The sequence below is a fragment of the Paenibacillus jepli genome, assembly GCF_047238105.1.
Taxonomy (GTDB): Bacteria; Bacillota; Bacilli; order Paenibacillales; family Paenibacillaceae; genus Paenibacillus_D.
The window spans coordinates 6,484,349-6,500,585 of sequence record NZ_JBDFMD010000001.1 but is presented as its reverse complement, the minus strand read 5'-3'; the positions used below and the strand labels follow the sequence as shown (position 1 = coordinate 6,500,585).

Here is a 16,237-nt window from a genome sequence, read left to right as displayed (position 1 = left end):
GAAGGTCCGAATGCTTACTCGAGAAAATCCTTCAACCGTTTGCTGCGGCTCGGATGGCGGAGCTTCCGGAGCGCTTTGGCTTCGATCTGCCGGATTCTTTCACGGGTGACGCCGAATACTTTGCCGACTTCCTCCAATGTGCGGGTGCGTCCGTCGTCAAGACCAAAGCGCAGTCGCAATACATTTTCTTCACGTTCGGTCAAGGTATCAAGCACATCCTCCAACTGCTCTTTGAGCAGCTCGTAGGCTGCCGCGTCCGCAGGGGCCAGAGCTTCCTGATCCTCGATGAAATCCCCAAGATGTGAGTCGTCCTCTTCGCCGATCGGCGTCTCAAGCGATACCGGCTCCTGAGCGATCTTCATAATCTCTCTGACCTTGTCCGTGCTCAGATCCATCTCTGCAGCGATCTCCTCCGGCGTGGGTTCGCGCCCGAGCTCTTGTAGGAGCTGCCTGGATACCCGGATCAGCTTGTTGATCGTCTCCACCATGTGCACCGGGATCCTGATCGTCCGGGCCTGATCCGCGATCGCGCGGGTAATCGCCTGACGAATCCACCAGGTTGCATAGGTACTGAATTTGAAGCCTTTATCATGGTCGAATTTCTCGACCGCTTTGATCAAGCCCATATTACCTTCCTGGATAAGGTCCAGGAACAGCATGCCTCGGCCGACATATCGCTTGGCTATACTGACGACGAGACGGAGATTGGCTTCCGCCAGACGGCGTTTCGCTTCTTCGTCCCCCTTCTCAATCCGCTTCGCGAGCTCGACTTCGTCATCGGCGGAGAGCAGGGGAACGCGGCCGATTTCTTTTAGATACATGCGTACCGGGTCATTGATCTTAATGCCGGGAGGAAGCGCCAGATCGTCATCGAAGCTGAAATCATCATGCTCACGCTCATGATCCTCGCGGGCGCCGAGCGGCAGCTCTTCCTCTCGCTCATTGGTGACTTCGATCCCCATATCGTCGAGCTGCTCGAAAAACTCGTCGATCTGCTCCGGATCCTGTTCAAAAGGGGCCAGCTTCTCCATAATCTCTTTGTATGACAAAGCCGATCTCTTTTTGCCCTGTTCGATCAGCTGATCCTTGACCAGCTCCAGCTTCTGTTCTGTTTCTAGTTCAGTATGTTGATCATTCGCCATATTCCGACTCCCTCCTCCCTAGAAACGTTCATCCTAATCCATCCTTTAGCTGTCTTTCTAGGGCATTAATCTCAATCAAGATTTGTGCTGCCTGAACAGGATCGCCGGCTCGCTCGGCGCGCACCCATTCTTCCTTGCGCTGATGTAACTCTCTGTGTCTAATCTCTTTTTGTATCGCATGAATATATGCTTCCATCAGATCCGGTCCAAACGGTGAATAATCGTCGGTCATCAGGATGGAGCTGGCAATGCGCTCCAGCCGGTCATCCTGCAGTGTACTCATGAATCGGCTGATATCCGGATCGTTGCCCTGCCCATAGTAAGCATATAAGTAAGCAGCCAGCGCTGCATGATCCTCTACAATGAAAGTATCTCCCAGCCGGTCATAGACCATCCCGGCCACTTCCGCATCGTGCATCATCGTGTACAGCAGGTGCCGCTCCGCCTTTTGATAAGCGGGGAGTACGGTGCGCGTACGGGATGAGCGCGGTTTTTCATTCATACCATTATTCCACGGAATTTCGTTATTATCCCCGTTGTTCCTGTTTTTTTGGCGCTGCAGCTGGATTTGATTGCATTGATGTTTCAGCGTTTCGAGCGAAAATCCGAATTCGGTGGCGAGCTCCTTCAGATAAAACTCCTTCTCCACGGCCGATTCCAGTTCGGCGATCAGATTCACTGCAGCCATGACATAATTTTTGCGGCCCTCTTCTTCTAGCAGTATATGGTTTTTCCGCAAATATAGTAGTCTAAATTTCATCGTCGATACGGTGTGGGACATCACATCCCGGATGAAAGTCTCCGGCCCTTTAGTGGTGATATAATCATCCGGATCGAGCCCCTGGGGAAGCACCGCCACGCTGGCATTCACCCTTGCCTTGGCGAACATCGGGATCGTCTTGAGCGCCGCCGCCTGACCTGCCCCGTCCCCGTCGTAGCAGATGACGATTTCGGAGGCATTCCGGCGGATCAGCTCGACATGCTCGTCCGTCAGCGCCGTCCCCATCGTCGCGACGCCATTGTGGACGCCGGCGCTCCAGGCTTTGATCACATCCATATAGCCTTCGAACAACACCATCCGTCCGGACTTGCGGATCTCGGGCCTGGCCGCATGGAAGTGGTACAGGCTCCTCCCTTTATTGAAGAGCAGGGTCTCCGGGGAGTTGAGATACTTGGGCTGGGCATCGCCGTTGCTGCGACCTGCGAACGCAATGACTTTGCCCCGCTTGTCCCATAGCGGGAACATGATCCGATCCCGAAACCGATCGACGAAGCCGCTGCCGTCCTGCTTGGCGGATAGCAGCCCGCCTTTTTCCATCAGTGCAAGATCATACTCACGTTTGGTCAAGAAGTTCAGCAGCGTGTCCCAGCGCGCGGGCGCATATCCGAGCATAAACTGGTCGATCAGCTTGTCCGTCAGTCCCCGCTCCCGCAGATAGGCCATCGCGGGCTGTCCGAACTCCGTATTCTTCAGGAGATGATGGTAGAACCTTGCCGCGAAGTCATGCGCGACCAGCAGCTTTTCCCGTTCCTGCTGCTGCTCGGTCGGCTGGGCTGGGATTTGCGACCAGCTGATCGGCATGCCTGCTTCCTCTGCCATCGCCGTGACCGCTTCCGGAAAAGAGTAGCCCTCCATCTCCGCTACGAACTTGATGACATCGCCGCCCTGGCCACAGCCGTAACAATAGAAAATCTGCTTCTCGGGAGTAACGGTGAAGGACGGCGTTTTCTCGGAATGAAAGGGGCAGAGACCGGTCATATATTTGCCCTTCTTGGACAGATGAACATACTTTCCTACTGTTTCCACAATGTCGTGCTGCTTAAGGATCTCTTCGATGACTGCTTCTGGAATCTTACCGTAAGACATGCTTGATCACCTTCATCCTTGGAACACGTAGATAACTATTCGCTATGGCTCGTTGATCTCCTGCCGCTTTTGCAAAACTTTTGTCAGCTTTTGTTGAAAACGAATCCGATCCTCGTTCGACATCGCTCGCGGTCCCTTCGATCTGCCGCCGCCTCTTCTGATCTTGGCCGTCTCGTGCCTGCGCTCCATCAGGAAGTCAATCGTTGCGTCATCATACCGCTGCCCACGATTCGACAGCACCGTCGCTCCCTTGGCCAGTGATATCGTCGCCAGCCCAAAGTCCTGGGTGATCACGATATCGCCCCGCCGGATGTGGTTGGCGATATACAGATCGACGGACTGACTGCTCCGGTCCACCTGCACGACGTCAACTCCTTCTTCGGCTTGCAGTCTGTGATCGTAGGAAGCAACCAGCAGCACGGGTACGGAGAACCTCCGCGCCGTCTGGGCAATCTCCGCTTTGACCGGACAGGCGTCGGCATCGACAACAATGGTCGGCCCCTCATGTTCGATAGTGCATCACCGCATCCTCGTAAACTTCCGTATTATAATATACGCTGCCTGAACTTAAAATCCTGCCTGATTCCTAAGCGAAATGAGGATTTCACTTTTTTTCGTCGAAAAACCTCTCAATTCCGAACGTGCTCAAGGATAAGACTGGCCGTTTCTTCAACGGCGCGGTGGGATACGTCGATCACTTTACAGCCAATCTGCTTCATTATATCCTGGGCATACTGCAGTTCCCGCTCGATTCGTTCTTTGGTCGCATAGGATGCGCTGTCCGGCAGACCAAGCGCCTTCAGGCGCTCCTTGCGGATCACATTGAGATAATGCGTACCGATCGTCAGTCCGATCACTTTGTCGACAGGCAGTCCGAACAGCTCATCCGGCGGTTTGATCTCCGGTACCAACGGTACGTTGGCTACTTTGAATTTTTTGTGAGCCAGGTACATCGACAACGGCGTTTTGGATGTGCGTGACACCCCGATCAGGACGATGTCCGCCTTGAGTACGCCGCTCGTGTCCTTCGCATCGTCGTACTTGACGGCAAACTCCACCGCTTCAACCTTGCGGAAGTAGTCTTCGTCCAATACATGGTTTAAGCCGGGTTCATTGCGGGCGCTGCGCCCGATGCGCTGCTCCATGCTGGTGATCAGCGTACCCAGCAGATCGATGGCGATCACGCCATAGTCCTCGCACAAGCGGGCGATATATTCGCGCAAGTGCGGGATAACCAGCGTATACAGCACGATAGCCTGATTCTCTTTGGCCAGCTTGACCATCCGTTCGACGGCGGATTCATCCTGGATGAACGAAGCCCGGCGGATCTCCGAATGCACGGGATGGAACTGAGCGATAGCCGCTCTCACAACCAGTTCGCCGGTATCGCCTGCCGAGTCGGAGACGACATAGATGATGACATCGGGATTTTTGTGGAACAAGGTCAACGGGTCCAGAGTCACACATACCACCTCCTGACAGATTCTGTTGCGGAGTCAATCAGAGCGTACCGGCCTACCAGACGATCTTGTCGAAATTCGCGATCGGCCGGATGCCCGCCGCCATATCCGCAAGCTGGCCAAGACGATTCGCCCGGATCGCCGGATCCTCTGCCATGACCATCACCTTGTCAAAGTAGGCCGTGATCGGCTCGCGCAGCGCCGCCAAGCGGCTGATGGCCTCTGCGGCATCACCGGCAGCAAGCGCTGCGGCGACTTGCGGATGCGCATGCTGCCATCGCTCATACAGCTCGTTCTCGACAGCTTCGGAGAAGAGCGCCGGATCGACCGCTGCTTGTTCTGCTTTGGCGGCCAGATTCATGACGCGGTTGAGCGCATCGACGGCAAGCTTGAAGTTGTCCTTCTCTTCGCCGCTTGCAGCAGCGAACAGTGCGGAAGCGCGCTCTACGGTCATCCGGAGATTGTCGAAGCCCGAGGCCATGACAGCATCGATGATATCGTAGCGAATCCCATGCTCGCCCAGCAGATTCTTCACCCGCAGCGCGAAGAAATCGGCCAGCTCCGCCCGCACCTCCTCGCGGTTCCGCTTCAGTCCGCGTGCCTCATGCACATCCAGGGCGATATCGAACAGCTCGCCTAGCAGCAGCTCGAACCCGTGCGTGATCATAATCTGAACCACGCCTGCAGCCTGTCTGCGCAGGGCGTACGGGTCCTGCGAGCCCGTGGGGATGATGCCGATCGAGAAGCAGCCGACGATCGTATCGATCTTGTCCGCCAAGGCGACGATCGCCCCCGGTACCGAAGCCGGCGCCTGTTCCCCTGCGAAGCGAGGCTGGTAATGCTCGAATACCGCCCGGGACACGGCCTCGGACTCGCCGGCTTTGCGGGCATAATCTTCGCCCATGATGCCCTGCAGCTCAGGGAACTCATAGACCATCTGGGTCACGAGGTCAAACTTGGCGATCTGTGCAGCGCGATCGATAGCAGCCGCCTCTTCCCCGCTCAGCTTGAGCTTCTCATGCAGCCGACGGGCAACCTCGCGGATCCTGCCGACCTTCTCGGCCGTCGTACCAAGCTCCTCATGGTAGACGATCGACTCCAGCTTGGCAAGCGCCGATTCAATCGTCAGCTTCTGATCCTCTGCATAGAAGAACTTGGCATCGGACAACCGGGCACGCAATACTTTCTCATTGCCTTTGGCCACCTGCTCGATAGACGTCGCATCGCCGTTGCGGACCGTCACGAAGTACGGCAGCAGCTCGCCCTTAGTATCCAATACCGGGAAGTAGCGTTGATGCTCCCGCATCGACGTGATCAGCACATCCTTGGGAATCTCCAGAAACGACGGGTCAAAGCTGCCGTGCAGCGCGGTTGGATACTCCACCAGGAAGACGATCTCTTCGAGCAGATCTTCCTTGACGGCGATATCCCAGCCGTGTTCGGTTCCCATCGTCTCGAGCTGTTTCATGATGATCTCTTCGCGCTCACGAGCGTCTACGATCACGTGCTGCTCGCGCAGCCGATCAACATAGCTCTCTGCCGTATCGATGGTGACCGTACTTCCGAGGAAACGGTGGCCTTGCGACACATTTCCGCTCACGACACCTGCGATCTCCAGCGGGATGATCTCTGAGCCCTGCAGCGCAATGAGCCAGCGGATCGGCCGTACGAAACGGAGCTCCTGGGAGCCCCAGCGCATATTTTTGGGAAACGTCATAGCTACGATTTGCTGCCGCAGGCCCTCGGAGAGCACGGACGACGTTTCTTGGCCAAGGCTGCTTTTGTTGGCATAAACATACTCTACACCTTGCAGCTCTTTCATAAACAGCTGATCCGGTTCCACGCCCTGACTACGGGCAAACCCAAGCGCCGCTTTGCTCCAGTTGCCTTCACTATCCAGTGCGATCTTGCGCGAGGGTCCCTTCACTTCCTCATGGATATCCGATTGCTTCTCGGCCACGTCTTCGATGACCAGGGCAATACGCCGCGGCGTCGCGTAGGTATGGACCGCACCGTGACCGATCCGGGCTTCGGCCAGCCATTTGACAACCCGCTCCTGCAACTGATTCATCGCTCCGCGCACGAACCGCGCCGGCACTTCTTCCATGCCGATCTCCATCAGCACATGTCTACTCATGGGGTGTCGCCTCCTTCTTAAGCAGCGGGAAGCCGAGCTTCTCGCGTTCCTCCAGATACGTCGCCGCACACTGGCGCGCCAGATTGCGCACGCGGGTAATATAGCCGGTCCGCTCCGTCACGCTGATGGCGCCGCGGGCATCGAGCAGATTGAACGTATGGGAGCATTTGAGCACGTAGTCGTAAGCCGGGAATACGAGGCTCTCCGCCAACGCCCGTCTCGCTTCTTCCTCATACTTGGCGAACAACGAGAAGAGCATGGACGCATCAGCCAGTTCAAACGTATATTTGGAATGCTCGTACTCCGGCTGTTTGAAGACGTTGCCGTACGTTACTCCGTTCACCCACTCCAGCTCGAAAACATTCTCTTTGTCCTGAATATACGATGCCAGCCGCTCCATGCCATAGGTAATCTCGACAGCTACCGGAACGGCATCGATACCGCCCACCTGCTGGAAGTACGTAAACTGCGTGATCTCCATGCCGTCCAGCCATACCTCCCAGCCGAGTCCCCAGGCTCCGAGCGTCGGCGATTCCCAGTTATCCTCGACGAAACGGATATCGTGATGACGGGGATCGATGCCGAGCTGCCGCAGACTTTCCAGATACAACTCCTGGATGTCGTCCGGGGACGGCTTGAGGATGACCTGGAACTGATGGTGCTGATACAGCCGGTTTGGATTCTCGCCATAGCGGCCGTCCGCCGGACGCCGGGAAGGCTCGACATAGGCGACATTCCAAGGCTCCGGTCCGATCGATCGCAGGAAAGTCATGGGATTCATCGTCCCCGCTCCCTTTTCTACGTCGTACGGCTGCATAAGGAGACAATTTTGTTCTGCCCAGAACTGCTGCAGCGTGAGGATCATGTTTTGAACATTCATCCGTGCTCACTCCTGACTCATAGTAATCGCAGACATGGAGGCGGCTTAGACATGCCAAAAAATCCCGTCCCTACGTCTGTCACAGACGTAGGGACGGGAATTTACCCGCGGTTCCACCCTACTTGGCCCGCTCGCCGGCGGACCCGCTTTCATGTACTGCCTCGCACTCCGGAGTGCCCTTCACTGAACCGTTCCCCTCCGGGCTTGCACCGTCCCCGGCTCGCTGATAGAGGTCAGATTCAATTACTCTCTCCATCATCATCCGACAGGAATCGCCTTGGGAGATTCCCGATTATCATAATGATTTATCATATCAGGGTTGATGCCGCAAGTCAACTAGCTCGAGCTTGAAATAATGCTTCTTTGGCCGCTGCAGGGAGAGGGGGCTTGCGTTTATTTCTGGACCAATCTATTCGTCTCCGGCCTCATTCTGAAATAAAGGCTCCATTTGGTCGAGAAAATCCCTTGACTTGAGGTTCAGCGGCAAGTGGGCGTCCAGCATGCTGCGCATGCATGTCCGCAGCTCGGCTTTGGTCTCCGCGCTGACCTGGACGCTGCCCAGCCTGCGCAGATCCAGCTGCTTGAACATCCGCAGCAGCTTAAGCGCGCCATCTCCAGGCTTCAGAGCAAAGGTGTCCATGCTCCGGCATCTGTGACATAGAATACCGCCCAGGCGAGCGCTGAAGCTGAAGGTACCGTCCTCGCGGCCGCAATGGAGGCAGCAGTCCATCTGGGGAGCGTACCCGGCCAGCTGGATGATCTTCATCTCGAACAGGTGCAGCGTGATCTGCGGGTCCTTGCCTTCCTCAAGCGCGGAGAAGCAAGCCCGCAGCTGCTCGAATATGAATGCGCCTGCTTCTTCGTCCTGAAGTGCGCGGTCGCACAGCTCGGCCGCATAAGCGGCATAGGCGGACAGTTCCAACCGCTCACGGAGCTTATGGTGGGATTCGATGATCTCGCCATGATTCAGCGTACCTAGTCCGCTCTTCCTGAAGAAGACAAATTCACCATGGGTGAACGGCTGCGCCAGCGAGCCGTGACGACTTTTGAGCTTCTTGGCGCCTCGCACCATAATGCCCGCTTTGCCGTGGGTATTCGTCAAAATGGTAATGATCGCATTGCCTTCGCCATATGGCATGCTGCGGATGACAATGCCTTCCGTGCGGTACAGCATCTGTGTACTCTCCCTATCTCGCCGCTTTCGGGAGAGCGTGCGGACTTACTCGGCTGCCTTGGCCTCGTCCATACCATCGGTTCCGGCAGCTTCGTCTGCCGCTGCTCCCGGCTCCGCCTCAGACAGAGCAAGCGCGTCTGCTTCCTTGTATAGCATAAATGCGTCGACATCGCCAGTCTTCATAAAATAACCCCAGGAAAAATTGCGCATATCTCATTCTCATCCTCTCGCTGAAGGTCTTCGCTTCAGTAGTAGGATGCGATGTTGCCAAGGCGGTTATCCTGGTGAATCCTAGAAGTGCGGTGATAAGCTGCGTAAATCGGATCGTTCTTCCGATCGCTGTTGTTCCCAGAATTCTTGGCCTCTGACAGAGGTTGAATTCCGGGAACAAAGGCGAACGCTAAACGCTTTCCGCAGGAAAGCGACTTCGAAAGAATAATCTGGTGCTTCTGCAGAATCGATTCCGTCTACTTCGTTTATCACCGCGGGGGAAGTTTAAGCAAGTGCGTCGAGCGAGCACAGTCAAAGCTCGCTCTTCCGCTTTATTCATGGCGGTAACCGAAATCCTTGAGCATCCGGTCCTGGTTGCGCCAGTCTTTTTTGACCTTCACCCACAGCTCCAGGAAGATGCGCGAGCCGAGCAGCAGCTCGATGTCGGCCCGCGCCTGCTTGCCAACCTCCTTGAGAAGCGCCCCGCTTTTGCCGATGACGATCCCTTTCTGCGAGTCCCGCTCGACATAGATGACCGCCCCGATATAGACAACACCGTTGTCCTGGACGCGCATATCCTCGATCTCGACGGCGATCGAATGCGGGATCTCCTCGCGTGTCAGATGGAGGATTTTCTCGCGGATCAGCTCGGCGCAGACGAATTGTTCCGGATGATCCGTCACTTGGTCGGCAGGATAGTATTGCGGTCCTTCCGGCATGTAGGGCAGCAGTTGCTCGAGCAGCGTGTCCACATTGCTGCCCAGCAGAGCCGAGACCGGGACGATCTGGGCGAACTCATGGAGGTCTTTGTATTGTGTAATAATCCCCAGCAGTTGTTCCGGATGCACCTTATCGATCTTATTCAGCACCAGAACGACCGGTGTCGCGGTTTTTTTGAGCTTCTCGATAATAAAGCGGTCGCCGCCGCCGATTCCTTCGGATACATCGACGAGGAATAGCGCCGCATCGACTTCACTCAATGCATTGTCCGCTGCCTTGATCATATAGTTGCCCAGCTTGGATGTCGGCTTGTGGATGCCCGGCGTATCGAGAAACACGATCTGCGCCGAATCGGTCGTATAAACACCGTGAATTTTGTTGCGCGTCGTCTGCGGCTTGTCCGACATAATCGCGATCTTCTGGCCGATGATCTGATTGATCAGCGTGGACTTGCCGACATTGGGCCGGCCGATGATAGCCACGAAGCCGGAGCGGAATGCCTGCTTGGTTGAATCTTGATGCGTAGTCATCGCTGGCTACACGCCTCCCTTATCTTGGTTGTGTGTCGGCTGCGGAGGGGCCGGCTCTTCCCGGACGAGCACAAAGGCCCCGGGAAGCAGCTCGGCAACGGTGCTCCGCTGCCATTGTCCATGTATATTGCCCATCCATACCGGCATATCTGGCGGACATAGCTCGATCATCACCTGTCTGCATACGCCACAGGGGGCGATGGGCGAAGGCGTGTCGCCAACGACAGCGATGCCCCGGAAAGCTCCCGGCCGCGCCCCGTCGGCGATAGCCCGGAAGAGCGCCGTCCGCTCCGCGCAATTGGTAGGCCCGTAAGCCGCGTTCTCCACATTGCAGCCTGCGTGCACGCGCCCCTGGTCATCCAGCAGCGCCGCGCCGACTTGGAAGTTCGAGTACGGCGCATAAGCACGGTCTCTAGCTGACACCGCCGCCGCCTGCAGCTCGGCTGCCTCGCTGCTGTCCATCATGCCCACCTCCATCATTAAGTTATCATACATTCATCTCATACATGCACCTCCCGCCGCATGGATCACAGCAGCGCGAGCAGTGGCGGGCCGAGGACCAGCAGTCCGATCAGCGCCGCGCCGACGGCCGCAGCCAGTACCGCGCCTGCGGCGGCGTCCTTGGCGATGCGGGCGAGCGGATGCAGCTGCGGCATCGCCAGGTCGACGGTCTTCTCGATGGCGGTATTGATCAGCTCAGCTACGATGACCATCGTACAGGCGCCTACCAGCAGCGCCCACTGGGCCGGCTGCAACCGCAGGAAGGCAGCCAACAGCATCACTGCCGCCGCTGCCCCCAGATGAAATCGCATATGCCGCTCCGCGCGTACAGCATATGCGATGCCTTCACACGCCTGCCGCACACTTCTGGCAAAGTGCAGCATTACCTGCTCAGACCTGCCTTGGCCAGCACAGCTTCCTGCTTGGCCGTCATCTCCTGTTCACCGGCCTCGTCCTGGTGGTCGTAGCCGAGCAGATGGAGAAAGCCATGCACGAACAGAAAGCCCACTTCACGCTCCAGCGAATGGCCATACTCGAGACTTTGGGCCTTCGCTCGTTCAGCCGAGATGATAATGTCGCCCAGCATATCGGAGACGAGGGCCGCAGCGCCCTCCGCCTCCTCGTCAAAAACGATGCCGGCTTCCTCCTCGCCCTCCTCTTGCATTGCGAAGGAGAGCACATCGGTGGGGCGATCAATCTTCCGGAAGTCACGATTCAAGCGATGGATCTCGGCATCGTCGACAAAGGTGAGCGCCACCTCGCCGGAGCCAAGACCTTCGGCTTCGGCGGCCAGCTGCATCAGCTGCTCCAGCCGAGCGATCCATGCATCCGGGATGTCCACCTGCGCCTGCTCATTGCTCCAGTCCAGCTGCATACTCATTCGGCTCGCTCCTTTGGTTTGGTATCGTCAGGGTACTCGATCCGCGAATGGAAAATGCCAATCACCGTCTCCTTCAACGAATGGGCGATCATGTCCAGCTCCTTGAGCGTCAGGTCGCATTCGTTGAACTGATTGTCATCCATGCGGCTTTTAATAATTTTGGCGATCATCGTCTCGACCTGCTCCATCGTCGGGTTGCGGAGACTCCGCACGGCCGCCTCCACACAGTCGGCGATCCCGACGATCGCCGCTTCCTTGGATTGGGCTTTCGGTCCGGGATAGCGGAAGTCGTCCTCGGTGAAGTCAGGCTCCACGCCCTCCGCCTCGGCGATCTTCAGCGCCTTGTGATAGAAATATTTCAGGAAGGTCGTGCCGTGATGCTGCTCGGCGATATCGCGCAGCGGTTTCGGGATATTGTGACTCTTCTGCATGTCCACCCCGTCCCGCGCATGGGCGATGATGATCTCCTTGCTCAGCTTGGGATCCATCGAATCATGCGGATTCTCGATATTGCTCTGATTCTCGATAAAATAGCTCGGCCGCTTCGTCTTGCCGATATCGTGATAGAATGATCCGACCCGGCACAGCAAACCGTTGGCGCCGATAGCCTCGGCAGCCGCTTCCGACAGGTTGCCCACCATAACGCTGTGATGATAGGTCCCCGGTGTCTCCGTCAGCAGCTTGCGCAGCAACGGATGGTTCGGATTGGACAGCTCCACCAGCTTGAGCGCGGACAGGATGCCGAAGGTGACTTCGAAGAACGGCATCAGGCCGATCACGAGCACCGCTGTCAGCAGACCGCTGGCAAAAGCAAACCCGACCGAATACAGCAGCTGGGTATTGGATGGTACATCGCTGATCAACTGCAAGGACAGGACGGCCAATGAGCCAAACAGACTGACCATGATCCCTGCCTTCAGGATCGTCGACCGCTGACTCGCGCGATGGATCGAGAAGATCGCGGCGAAGGCGACGACTGTAAAGACAAAGCCGTAATGATAATCGAAGATCTGATCTTGCTTGACACTGAACAGGATGCTGCCGATCGCTGCGAAGAGAACGGAGCTGATAATAGCCAGATGCGTGTCGAGCAGCAGCATGATCAGCATCGTTCCCATGGCGACAGGCGCTACATAACCTACATAGGCAGCATTCTGAGTCTGGGTCATGGCGACGACCTGCATGATAGCCAGGTTAAGGAAAAAGATCAGCCACAGCATCAGGAGCTGCGCGTTATTGTATGTCGTCTTCTCGCCGTGGGCGGAGATCGTCGCCGAGCGCTCTACAAACTGGAAAATAATAACCAGGAACAAAGCGCTCATCAATAGCAGGCCCAGCTGCGGCCAGTAGGTTTTCTTGTTCTGCAGGAGGCCAAGCATCTGTAGACGGTCATACGATTCCTGGGTGATGCGCTCGCCCTGGCGGACGATAATATCCCCTTCCTCGATGACCACCTTGGCCGTATTCTCTTTGGCGGAACGTCTAGCCTCATCCGTCGCTTCCTTGTCGGCGAACTTGTTGGGCATCAGCGCGAACCGCGCCAGCTCCTGGACAATCTCACGCTCTGTCCGGCTGGTCAGCGAGCTCGCATTGACCAGCTCGGCCACCTTCGTCCGGGCCGTCTCCGCCTCGCGCATCTGCTCGTTCAACATCAGCTCCCGCACAATGTCCCGCGTCACTCTCTGCATCGCCCGGATCCGCTCGCTGCTCAGCTGCGGCAGCTTGTAGAAGGTCTCTTCTGGAATCGTATACTCCTGCTCCTTGACGATTAGCTGCATCTCTTCAAGCAGCGTCGGGTTATAGGTGTCCGAATTGCTCCTGCTGCGCACGAATCCGTCTACGAACTGGCCGTATTTCCGGGGGATCTCCGTCCGGTAGATGTCGATCTTGTTCTGCAGCGTGACCTGATCGTCGGCGTTGAGCTGGTCCATCCGCTGGAAGATCTCGTCCACCAGGTTCTCGCTGCCCAGCGCCACAATATTATACTGGGTCGGGACGCGCTCTGCCGCTTCCTCCTGCGCTTTGATCGTCGCCTTCTCATCGTCAATCTGACGCGGGGAGGCGATATTGCGGTCGCTTACATCATTGAGTTCGATATTATAAGTCTTGGGTACCAGATGCGGTGCCAGGCTAAAATAGAAAAGCAGCACAAACAGAAGCAGCAACAGCCAGCGAACTCCCCTGCTGTACCGCCAGCCCGCCAGCTTGGAGGATGAAGAGCCCGTCCGGTTGGTCGCCTGGTTTCGGTTCATACGGCTTGCATTCCTCTCTATCTTTGGTTTTCTGCATTTTCATTATAGGCCGTGATAATCTGTTGTACCAGCGAGTGCCGCACCACGTCCGATTCAGTAAATTGGATGAATCCGATTTCGTCGATCGCCTGCAGAATCTTCACCGCTTCAATCAGACCGGAATTTTTGCCCCGGGGCAAATCGATCTGCGTCACGTCGCCGGTGATCACCATCTTGGAGCCAAAGCCAAGCCGTGTCAGGAACATCTTCATCTGCTCGGGTGTCGTATTCTGCGCCTCATCGAGAATAATAAACGAATCCTCAAGCGTCCGTCCGCGCATGTACGCGAGGGGAGCTACTTCGATCAGTCCCCGTTCGAACGCCTTGGCCGACTGGTCCGGCCCCATTACATCATGCAGGGCATCGTAGAGCGGCCTTAAGTACGGATCGACTTTCTCCTGCAGGTCGCCGGGGAGGAAGCCCAGGCTCTCGCCGGCTTCTACTGCCGGACGGGTCAGGACGATCCGCTTGACGGCGCCTTCCTTGAGCGCAGCGATGGCCAGCACGACCGCTAGATACGTTTTGCCGGTACCCGCCGGCCCAATCCCGAATACGATATCTTTCTTGCGAATAGTAGAGACATAATAGCGTTGTCCGATCGTTTTGACGCGGATCGGCTTGCCGCGGTAAGTCGTAGTGATCTCGCCCTTGAACAGATCAAGAAGCTGATCGGCCTGCATCGTCCTGGACAGTTCAAGCGCATAAGCGATGTCCCGCTCGGTCGGGCTGTAGCCGCCTCTCACCAGCTCCAAGAGGACTGTGAACAGCTGCTCCAGCGACTCCGTCTCTTCGCGGGGCCCGGTGATTGCGATCTCGGCCTCCCTGGAGAGGATCTTCGATTCCACCTGCTGTTCGATCAGCTTGAGGAAGCGGTCTTGCGGGCCGAACAAAGCCTGCCCTTCAGCGGCATTGCCCAGCGGTATTTTTATGCTTGTCGTTTTGTCTGTCAAAAAGCCTCATTCTCCTTGCATTTGGACTAGTGGCATCTCTGTTGCAATCGATTGTTCGACTTCAAAAAGCACTTTCATATAAACTTTACCATTCTCCGTCTTTTCATGCAAAAGGTTTTCCGCACGAAACACGATATCCGGCCCTAATTTTGTCCATAATTCGGCTTTTGCCTGCAGCAGCCCTGCATGCCCTGCTTCCTCCGGCGTCAGCTCGCGGCTGAGCATACCAGATTCCCTTACTGTCTCCTTGATCCGGCCAAACGGCAGTTTGATGCCCCGCCAGCTGGCTTGCTGGCGCTGCTCGACCACTTCAAAACGCTCAAATGGAGGCTTTCCGAAGCCGCTAACCTGCAGCGAGCGCCCCCCGATCAACAGCTTCCATCTCGTCTTGCTCTCGCCGGTATATACCTTGCTCTGGCTGACGAGCGGCACCGTGATCTCGTAGCTATACCAGACCACTCCGCGCACCTCGCCTTTGGCCACAACCGTCCGTGTATTGGGCTCCGTCCCGATCGTCCCCGAGATCAGGATGTCTCCGCGCTTGACGCGCACATCCTTCTTGACGACAGGTCTGCCGGTCTCGGCGATGATCCGCGTGACGACAGCGTCTTCGGCAGCGACCAGGTGTCTGGGCGTATACAGAGAAGGAGGCACGGCCGTCCGGTTCTCAACGACCTCGATCGTGACCTTGGTGCCGCGCTTGTCGACACCGACCCATGCTGCCTCGGGCAGCCTCTGAGCAAGCCGCTTGGATAGCACGTCCACATCGAGCATGCGGAACGACCATTGATACAGATGGATGCCCTCGGCCTCGGCGGCACTGAGGATCTGCTCTTCCGTCAATGCTACGTTGCCCTTGACCTCCACATCCCAGATCATGCAGGAGAGCAGATAAAGGCCAGCCAGGAAGACGAACAGGCCGGCTGCAAAAAACTTGCGGCGCTCCAGCTTGCGCAGCCAGAATGGCAAACCTCTTCTCGCAATGACATGCACCCTGCAGCTTGTCCGCTTCAGAAGCGGCCGCAAGCGGAAAAAGTCACCCACCGTCAGCTCGCACTCCATCTCCCCTTCAGGCATATAACGGATCGACCAGAGCCGGATACCCGCCGCTCCCGCTTCATTGACCAGCGCGGACGGGGAGCCGCCGCGGATCCTTATCGTAACTATGCCTTGCAACGTTTGCAGCCATGTATCCCGCATTCTAAAGACGCCTCCTAACCGAACATTTGAATCGCTACAATACGGCCTTCTATGAATACTTCTTCCGTCCAGATTCCACGAATGACCAGATCTGCGCCGCTGACCTCCAGCTCTCCTTTGCTGAGCGCCAAACGCAGTCGATCCTGCGAGAAGTGCAGAACCCCGCGATGGTTTTCGATATAGAGCTGGCGATCGCCAATCATCGTCATACGGGGCAGGTCAAATACGACATCCTGGGGCAGATCAAGAAGATCGGCAGTTAACTTGCGGATTTTGCGGCTAAAGCGGCGCATAA

Annotated in this window: 16 protein-coding genes; all 16 read right to left on the bottom strand. The window is 56.7% G+C overall.

Annotated elements, in window-relative coordinates; translation table 11 throughout:
• Window positions 1-14 precede the first annotated feature (14 nt).
• Window positions 15-1,142, bottom strand: coding sequence for an RNA polymerase sigma factor RpoD (rpoD, locus tag ABC336_RS27500; protein WP_413241704.1), 1,128 nt, complete (start codon window positions 1,140-1,142; stop codon window positions 15-17).
• A gap of 28 nt (window positions 1,143-1,170) precedes the next feature.
• Window positions 1,171-3,009, bottom strand: a complete 1,839-nt coding sequence (gene dnaG / locus ABC336_RS27495) for a DNA primase (RefSeq protein WP_413241703.1) — start codon at window positions 3,007-3,009, stop codon at window positions 1,171-1,173.
• Between the two features lie 42 nt (window positions 3,010-3,051).
• Window positions 3,052-3,522 carry a YaiI/YqxD family protein gene (locus ABC336_RS27490; protein ID WP_413242622.1) on the bottom strand — a complete coding sequence of 157 codons (471 nt, stop codon included), beginning with the start codon at window positions 3,520-3,522 and terminating at the stop codon, window positions 3,052-3,054.
• Window positions 3,523-3,638: 116 nt separating this feature from the next.
• Window positions 3,639-4,472 (bottom strand): pyruvate, water dikinase regulatory protein, encoded by an 834-nt coding sequence (locus ABC336_RS27485; protein WP_413241702.1) that lies wholly within the window; start codon window positions 4,470-4,472, stop codon window positions 3,639-3,641.
• Between the two features lie 52 nt (window positions 4,473-4,524).
• Window positions 4,525-6,606: a glycine--tRNA ligase subunit beta gene (gene glyS, locus ABC336_RS27480; protein ID WP_413241701.1), complete on the bottom strand. Its 2,082-nt coding sequence runs from the start codon at window positions 6,604-6,606 to the stop codon at window positions 4,525-4,527.
• Window positions 6,599-7,486: a glycine--tRNA ligase subunit alpha gene (gene glyQ, locus ABC336_RS27475; RefSeq protein WP_413241700.1), complete on the bottom strand. Its 888-nt coding sequence runs from the start codon at window positions 7,484-7,486 to the stop codon at window positions 6,599-6,601. The genes glyS and glyQ overlap by 8 nt, the downstream gene beginning before the upstream one ends.
• Window positions 7,487-7,895: 409 nt before the next feature.
• Window positions 7,896-8,660, bottom strand: coding sequence for a DNA repair protein RecO (gene recO / locus ABC336_RS27470; RefSeq protein WP_413241699.1), 765 nt, complete (start codon window positions 8,658-8,660; stop codon window positions 7,896-7,898).
• A 45-nt stretch (window positions 8,661-8,705) separates the two neighbouring features.
• The gene (locus tag ABC336_RS27465) at window positions 8,706-8,870 is read right to left on the bottom strand and encodes a YqzL family protein (RefSeq protein ID WP_413241698.1); all 165 of its coding nucleotides are present in this window, start codon (window positions 8,868-8,870) and stop codon (window positions 8,706-8,708) included.
• A gap of 332 nt (window positions 8,871-9,202) precedes the next feature.
• On the bottom strand, window positions 9,203-10,120 hold the full coding sequence (gene era / locus ABC336_RS27460) for a GTPase Era (RefSeq protein ID WP_413241697.1): 918 nt from the start codon (window positions 10,118-10,120) through the stop codon (window positions 9,203-9,205).
• 6 nt (window positions 10,121-10,126) lie between these two features.
• On the bottom strand, window positions 10,127-10,615 hold the full coding sequence (locus ABC336_RS27455; protein ID WP_413241696.1) for a cytidine deaminase: 489 nt from the start codon (window positions 10,613-10,615) through the stop codon (window positions 10,127-10,129).
• 32 nt (window positions 10,616-10,647) lie between these two features.
• Window positions 10,648-11,004, bottom strand: coding sequence for a diacylglycerol kinase family protein (locus ABC336_RS27450; RefSeq protein WP_413241695.1), 357 nt, complete (start codon window positions 11,002-11,004; stop codon window positions 10,648-10,650).
• A complete protein-coding gene (ybeY, locus tag ABC336_RS27445; RefSeq protein ID WP_413241694.1) occupies window positions 11,004-11,501 on the bottom strand; it encodes an rRNA maturation RNase YbeY in 498 nt (165 codons plus the stop codon). Before ybeY ends, ABC336_RS27450 begins: the two co-directional genes overlap by 1 nt.
• Window positions 11,498-13,753: an HD family phosphohydrolase gene (locus ABC336_RS27440; RefSeq protein ID WP_413241693.1), complete on the bottom strand. Its 2,256-nt coding sequence runs from the start codon at window positions 13,751-13,753 to the stop codon at window positions 11,498-11,500. Before ABC336_RS27440 ends, ybeY begins: the two co-directional genes overlap by 4 nt.
• A 17-nt stretch (window positions 13,754-13,770) precedes the next feature.
• Complete coding sequence (locus ABC336_RS27435; protein ID WP_413241692.1) at window positions 13,771-14,742, bottom strand: PhoH family protein; 972 nt, start codon at window positions 14,740-14,742, stop codon at window positions 13,771-13,773.
• Between the two features lie 6 nt (window positions 14,743-14,748).
• Window positions 14,749-15,942 carry a sporulation protein YqfD gene (gene yqfD / locus ABC336_RS27430; protein WP_413241691.1) on the bottom strand — a complete coding sequence of 398 codons (1,194 nt, stop codon included), beginning with the start codon at window positions 15,940-15,942 and terminating at the stop codon, window positions 14,749-14,751.
• A 14-nt stretch (window positions 15,943-15,956) separates the two neighbouring features.
• Window positions 15,957-16,235, bottom strand: a complete 279-nt coding sequence (gene yqfC / locus ABC336_RS27425; RefSeq protein ID WP_413241690.1) for a sporulation protein YqfC — start codon at window positions 16,233-16,235, stop codon at window positions 15,957-15,959.
• Window positions 16,236-16,237 lie beyond the last annotated feature (2 nt).

Coding starts and splice junctions, on each gene's coding strand:
- ABC336_RS27455 (WP_413241696.1), bottom strand. CDS start 10,615: ATGTATGATAACTTAATGATGGAGGTGGGCATGATGGACAGCAGCGAG.
- dnaG (WP_413241703.1), bottom strand. CDS start 3,009: ATGTCTTACGGTAAGATTCCAGAAGCAGTCATCGAAGAGATCCTTAAG.
- recO (WP_413241699.1), bottom strand. CDS start 8,660: ATGCTGTACCGCACGGAAGGCATTGTCATCCGCAGCATGCCATATGGC.
- glyQ (WP_413241700.1), bottom strand. CDS start 7,486: ATGAATGTTCAAAACATGATCCTCACGCTGCAGCAGTTCTGGGCAGAA.
- ABC336_RS27465 (WP_413241698.1), bottom strand. CDS start 8,870: ATGCGCAATTTTTCCTGGGGTTATTTTATGAAGACTGGCGATGTCGAC.
- rpoD (WP_413241704.1), bottom strand. CDS start 1,142: ATGGCGAATGATCAACATACTGAACTAGAAACAGAACAGAAGCTGGAG.
- yqfD (WP_413241691.1), bottom strand. CDS start 15,942: ATGCGGGATACATGGCTGCAAACGTTGCAAGGCATAGTTACGATAAGG.
- yqfC (WP_413241690.1), bottom strand. CDS start 16,235: ATGCGCCGCTTTAGCCGCAAAATCCGCAAGTTAACTGCCGATCTTCTT.
- ABC336_RS27440 (WP_413241693.1), bottom strand. CDS start 13,753: ATGAACCGAAACCAGGCGACCAACCGGACGGGCTCTTCATCCTCCAAG.
- glyS (WP_413241701.1), bottom strand. CDS start 6,606: ATGAGTAGACATGTGCTGATGGAGATCGGCATGGAAGAAGTGCCGGCG.
- ABC336_RS27450 (WP_413241695.1), bottom strand. CDS start 11,004: ATGCTGCACTTTGCCAGAAGTGTGCGGCAGGCGTGTGAAGGCATCGCA.
- era (WP_413241697.1), bottom strand. CDS start 10,120: ATGACTACGCATCAAGATTCAACCAAGCAGGCATTCCGCTCCGGCTTC.
- ybeY (WP_413241694.1), bottom strand. CDS start 11,501: ATGAGTATGCAGCTGGACTGGAGCAATGAGCAGGCGCAGGTGGACATC.